We start from the raw sequence: 6145 nt of genomic DNA on the forward strand, positions 1-6145 counted from the left end.
GACCTCATGGATGCTGGCCTGGCTTGCAGTGAGAACCGCGTGGCCCGGTTGAGTGTGCGGCGAGCAGCTCCGCAGCATACTGCCAATAAACATCCTTGTCGGACACCAGCGAGACATCCAGCCAGCTTTGGTACTGGTCCGGGTCCACGATCATCACCATGCGCTTTTCATCGTCAGGCTTGTGAAAGCGCTGCATTGGCGTGCCCGTCGGCGCTGCCCCCAACAGCCAGACGGACTCACCTAGGGCCACTATCCGCAAATAAAAAAGCCTCTGAAGTGTCAAAAGCCCAGCCGGGTAACGACTGGGCTCAAGGTCCTAGCAAAATTCGGACTCCCCGATCTGGACTCGAGCCAGTGACCGACGGGATAACAGTCTTTGGCGCTACCGGAAAGACTTTCAGGTACTGGACTCCAGCAAAATACGTGGATAATATTTTCGGCGCTTGCTCACGGCTTTTCGCCCCACAGCGCCAAATTGATGCTGGAATGATTACTCAAGTTTGATCCTAGACTTTTGAAAATTTTCCCCATAAAAGGCAAGTTGCCCCCACCCCGACGAACGATCAATGAGGGCCATGCATTGGATCACTTCAACGCCATGCTCAGGACTGGGGATTCGGCAACCCCGCGATCGCAGCGGTGAAGGACGCTACGGCCGGACGTGCCACAAACACATCGACCGGATAGGATGCGCCAAACACCGGCGAGTGGTCGCCTTCCTGCGCGGTCAGGGGTGTGCCGCTCGCGGAAAAAGTGTAAATCCCGAACTCGACTTCCGACGCCCCCGGGGCGCCCTTCCAAAGCTCGTCGGAATATTCGAAACAGCAGGCGCCCAGAAACGTGCTGCCGGCTGCCTTCGCCAATGGAAGAATCGTCGAAAACTGATTGTAGAGATTGTCGGCCTGGGTGGTTTTGCCGCCGTTGGCGTTGCTCCACCCAAGTTCGCCGTAGAACCAGTACATGCCCGGGAATGCCGCTGCAAACGCCGAGTTGTACGTTGTCAGCTGGGCACCAGTCTGGTAGGAGTTGACCGACGCGATGAAACGCGTCGCCGGAATCTCGGCCGTGCTGAATGCATCGCTAAGCGCCTGGATTGCATACTGCCCCATTATCGCATTGGTGGCCGGTTTAGTCTGCGAAATACTGGTGTTGACCGGGTAGATCGCAGTTGTGACCGGGCTGGTGAACGGCAACACATTTGCTACGGGAATGCCGAGGCTCGCCTCAGCAGCGATAATCAGACTTGCGATCATCGCAATATCCTGCGCCTCGCAATAGCCATAGGCGCCGTTATTGCTGTTATCGTATTCGTTGCCGATTGCCCACATCACCACCGGTCCGGACGTAATATTGTTTGCATAGACTTCGGCGACGATCCCGGTGATCCAGGACGCTAACTGGGTGCTAGACAAAGGCCCCGCCGGATTAGCGTTTCTGGTCCGGTTGTTGTAGGCGGTGCCTGCGAAGAAATTGCTAATCGGGACGATGACGGTCAGGCCGGCGTTCGCCGCGGCGGTGAGAAACGACTTGTGATCGCGCATCCAGTACCCGTTCGGCGCCGGCACGCTCCAGTTATACATTTTGATCGTATTGCAACCGAAGCCCGCGATCGTTCCAAGATCATTGCGCGCATCCGGGCTCCAAAGCTCCTGAAAATCCGCATTGGCGAAATCGGTATCTCCATACTTGCTCGGCGCCGGCAAGCCTGTGTAGTCCGAAGGCGCAGGTTCCCAGTTCATGCCGATCATCGGTTGCGGCAGTGTGCTGATGACGATCAGAGACCATTGACTCTGCGCGGAGGTCGGTGCCGTTGAAACGTAGACGAGGGGCCCCGCCGGGCCACCGGAGGCACTGGTCAGCAGATAACTGGGATGGTTCTGGAGCGAGAACTGGAAGCTGGTGACGTCGTAGCTCCACTGCTGAACGTATCCGCTGGCGCCTTTTGCCGCAAGAGTCACGGCGGCCCCGCTCTGTAGCTGGTCCTTTGCGATGCTCAGACAGAGGTTTGCCGGAGAGGAATTCAGGATAAGATGGCCATCTTTCGTCAGAACCCAGCCTTGTAGATCGGACGCCCCCGGATTCAGCAGCGCGATCGTTGAACCGGCAGATTCCTGTGCGGCCGTCACGACGCCACCGGCGAGGTTGCCTATATAGAAGTTAATCATATGCTGTTCCAAGTTGTTGATGCATCCGATATAGACTGAAAGGCAATTCAGGCGCATGAGCAGGATGGTATCTTTTCATCGCGCCACGAAAAGCCACGAGAACTGGTCATGACGAGTCGCCTGGCCGCCAGTTGCCCATGAGCATAACGAATTACCCAGTGAGGAAAATCACGCATTGTCACAAGTTGATGCGAAAGTCCAATTCGGGGTGAAAGAAGATGGTCGAAGCTTATTGGCTGCCCGCAATAGCCGCCTCCAGCTCCCCTTCATATTTCCATCCTCGACGCCAGCCTCGCGCCAGCACCAGGACGATCTCGCCGTCCTTGAGCACTGGCACCCGTCTGCCGAACTCTTTAGAATGGTCCCGCCGGCTCTGCCGCCCTGTCCCCGCCTTGCCGAGGCTATGATCGCGCTCAGGCTGAAACTGCTTGAGCGTGCGCAGCCCCGTATATGATCCCTCCCATGGCTGGATGCCTTACGATGCTCTGGCTATGGTTTCGCGTGTCGGGGCGCAATCGATTCGAGTTCTCTTCCGCATCATTTCCGCTCTGCAACGATGCTTTTAAGTTAAAGTGTTGCATTGATCGATTGAATCCGCCCCCCGGAGCAGACATTCGGCTATTCGAGCGCATTCCTCAGTTCGATTTTCATCTTGAGCCGCTCCCGATTCCTTCCAACCGCACCTGTATCAATTCCAGTAAAGCCCGAACCCGCGCAGTCACGGAATGCCGATGGCTGTACACGCCAAGCAATTGCAGCGGCGCAGGGATCAAGTCCAGCGGCACTTCCTGCAATCGGCCCGCGGCAAGATCTTCCTGGCATGGATAGGCCGCCACTATCGCGAAGCCGATGCCTTGCCGCGCGCCCGCCAATGCCAGTTCTCCGCTGTTAACACGATAGCGGCTACGCACCGATACCTTCACGATTTCGCCTGCGGCATCGAGGAACTGCCAGGGCTGGCCCTTTAACGCGCTCAAGGTGGTAATGCAAGGCAATGACCTAAGTTCGCGCACTTGGCGCGGCATTCCAGTTTTGGCCAGCAGGGCGGGCGCCGCGACCACGATGCTGGGCAGCGTAGCGAGTTCGCGGGTGATGAAGTTACTGTCATCCTGGCGCCCACGATGGAAGACGATGGACAGGTCCATGTCTTCTCGGAGAGCTTCCAGACCGGTCAGGCGCGTGTCGCATTCCAGTTCGACGCCGGGATGGAGGCTGCAGAATTCGGCCAGGATAGGCGCTAGCAGCCTTGGCGCTTCGCCTGGCATGCACATCCTCAGGGGGCCGCGCAGTTCACGCTGCACTGCGCCAAGCTCTTCCTCGGTGGAGAGTAAGGCGTCGAGCAAGGGTTTTGCGCGTTCGTAGAGTAGCCTGCCAGCTTCCGTCATGCGCAGGTGGCGGGTGCTGCGTTCCAGCAAGCGGACGCCCAGCGTGCGTTCCAGCGAGGCGACGTGGCGGCTGACGTTAGAAGATGGCAGGGTCAGCAGGCGTGCCGCGCCGGCAAAGCTTTGTTCATCGACGACCGCCACGTAGACACGGACGGTATTCAGGTCGAGGGCATTGCGCATGATTATCCCGATTAAGGTATGAAAGCCGCCCATTTTCACATACTAGCGCTCCACAGTGGCGGAATTTAAGATGCCGTCTCGTCCGATGGGTCGCCGCCGGCGGCGCATCGGGACGGATTGAACAGGAGAGCTTCAGCATGGAAATCGGAATACTTGGCGGCGGCATTGCAGGGTTGAGCGTGGCGCTTGCATTGAGCAAGCGGGGGTACAGTCCCCGCGTATATGAACGCCGGGCGGGGCCTGCGACGATGGGGGCTGGCGTCACGCTCTGGCCCAACGCCGGTTTTGTGCTGGAGGAACTAGGGCTGCTGCAAGACATAGCTGCAGTGGGAGGCCGTCCAGTGGCAATGCACCGTCAGGATGCCGCGGGCAATTCTTTGGGGGGCATCGATATTGCGCTGCTGGACCAGATTATGGGACATCCGACCCATACGATTTTGCGCAGGGACTTGCAGGCGGTACTGCTGGATCATGCGGCACAGGCCGGGATCCCGGTAGAATTCGGGCATCGGACGGTGGCGATCGACCTCGATGCTGGCGGCAAAGCCGTGGCGCGTTTCGAAAACGGCGCAAGCATTCGTCCGGATCTGCTGATCGGCGCCGATGGCCGCATGGACTCGGTGGCACGCAGGTTCGTCGCGGGGGACAACACGCCAGTCTATCAGGGCTTTGTGAACTGGGTGGGTGTGGCGCAGGCGGAGAGTGCACTGGTGGACGATATCGCGATTCAGGATTATTGGGGTTCGGGTGATCGCTTCGGTTGCGTGGCGGTCCGGCCGGATTTGGTCTACTGGGCGGCGGCGCAGGCACGGCCATTGCCGGGAGCGGTGCCCGCAGCGGATATGCGTAAGGAGATTGAGGATCTGTTCGCGCGATGGCCGGAGCCTGTCACCCGCATCATCCAGGCGACACCGGCGCATGCCATCCGACTGATTGCCGTGCACGACCTGGAGCCGCTGCACACGTGGAGCAGGGCCAATGTGCTGCTCGTGGGGGATGCGGCGCACGCGCCGTTGCCGACATCTGGCCAGGGCGCCTGTCAAGCGCTGGAAGACGCCTGGCATCTGGCTCGGTGTCTGGCTGGGACGGACGGCTGCCTCGATGAAGCCTTGCTGCGCTTCGCGCAGATCCGCGGGCCGAAGACCGCGAAGCTGGCCGAGCAGGGTCGCGTTTTCGCGCGCGGCCTGTTTGCCACTGATCCTGAAACCTGCCGCATTCGCAATGAGCGCGCCAAGGCGTCCGATCCCCTGCGTGACGTGCATGCCTTGGCAGCCGGATGGGCGCAAGGTTTGCCGATGGCCGGCTGCACGGACGGCACACCGGTGGACAGCGTCGGTTCCGGCAGTCTGTACCGCCTCTGAAAGACTGTGCCAATCTAGACACCGCATGGCGTCTCCGGCCGCGAGACGCCTCACTATTGAGCGAGCCGGGCATTTTCGGACACTTCATTTGATAAGCTTGCGAAAGGGAGTGAAAACATGAAATCAAGGGCATACACACCGAAGTTCCGGGCTTAACCGAGATCATCAATGAAGGACGGCCTGATCGATATTAGGATCGGGCCGTGTAGACGTTGCCTCAACGTTACAATGCTCGAGTCTTGAAACAAAACTTTAACTGAACGACATTGGCACCAAGAGGTGATTTTTGGGTGTTTTTTGGCGGCACGAGAAATACCCACCTCACTGCCAAGCAATTGAAGTCCGGCACCTGAAGGTAACATCTGGGGCGCTCGATTCCCGGATGAAAAGTTTTCTTCTCCGGACTTATGCAATCGTCGCATCGTCCGTTGTCCGGCCTCGTCCAGGCGCGTCCGAAGCGGATTTTTCATACTTTTGTCATACCAAACAAAAAAGGCCTACACTAGATCAGTGTAATCCTTTGATATCAAACGAATTCTTGGTGGGAAGTGCAAGTTTCGAATTAGAAACAAAGTAACCATAGATCACCATAGCCTACGACAGCGGCGGGCAAAAACAGGTAACTTCCGGTATTTTTTGCGCTAAAGTGATCTGACATCATCTTCCATTGCCCCAAGTTTGCCCCAAGTTTGCCCCAAGTTTTACCAAAAGTATCACAACCATATGAAGATAAAACAAGTGAAACAACAGAGATATTTTAACAATTTTTCAGCATTTCCATTTCAGAAATCGACTGCTCACGTTTCTCACCAGAATTAGTGCGACTCCGAAAGTCTCACAGACTGTAACATCGGTGAAAATTCAACAGAGCTTGATCTAAATAATTCCCATTCAATTGTCAACGAGCTGGCTGAGCGCTTGATTTTTCGTAAGCGTCCGGCCACTACCGTCTTGAACGGGTATTCAATCGGACCGATGATAGCGTCACACCGCTGGGAAGCGGCGTGTTGTTTAGGCAGGGTTGATCTGCTGGAGGTAGTTCCACGGCAGGAAC

4 protein-coding genes are annotated in these 6145 nt (G+C 57.4%); 1 reads left to right on the forward strand and 3 read right to left on the reverse strand.

The genetic code is table 11. The annotated features are described in order from the left end of the window. Positions 1–4: 4 nt before the first annotated feature. The 3 genes from GCN74_RS29265 to GCN74_RS09885 all read right to left on the reverse strand — a co-directional run bounded on the left by GCN74_RS29265 (position 5) and on the right by GCN74_RS09885 (position 3730). The gene (locus GCN74_RS29265; RefSeq protein ID WP_226938969.1) at positions 5–196 is read right to left on the reverse strand and encodes a hypothetical protein; all 192 of its coding nucleotides are present in this window, start codon (positions 194–196) and stop codon (positions 5–7) included. Positions 197–602: 406 nt separating this feature from the next. Further along, on the reverse strand, positions 603–2165 hold the full coding sequence (locus GCN74_RS09880; RefSeq protein ID WP_152256507.1) for a hypothetical protein: 1563 nt from the start codon (positions 2163–2165) through the stop codon (positions 603–605). A 647-nt stretch (positions 2166–2812) separates the two neighbouring features. Next, positions 2813–3730, reverse strand: a complete 918-nt coding sequence (locus GCN74_RS09885; RefSeq protein WP_152256508.1) for a LysR family transcriptional regulator — start codon at positions 3728–3730, stop codon at positions 2813–2815. Positions 3731–3867: 137 nt separating this feature from the next. Between GCN74_RS09885 and GCN74_RS09890 the strand changes: the two genes are divergently transcribed. Beyond that, positions 3868–5091: an FAD-dependent monooxygenase gene (locus tag GCN74_RS09890; RefSeq protein WP_152256509.1), complete on the forward strand. Its 1224-nt coding sequence runs from the start codon at positions 3868–3870 to the stop codon at positions 5089–5091. The last annotated feature ends 1054 nt before the right edge of the window (positions 5092–6145 follow it).

It is taken from the genome of Janthinobacterium sp. FT14W, from assembly GCF_009208755.1.
GTDB classification, from domain to species: Bacteria; Pseudomonadota; Gammaproteobacteria; order Burkholderiales; family Burkholderiaceae_D; genus Janthinobacterium; species Janthinobacterium violaceinigrum.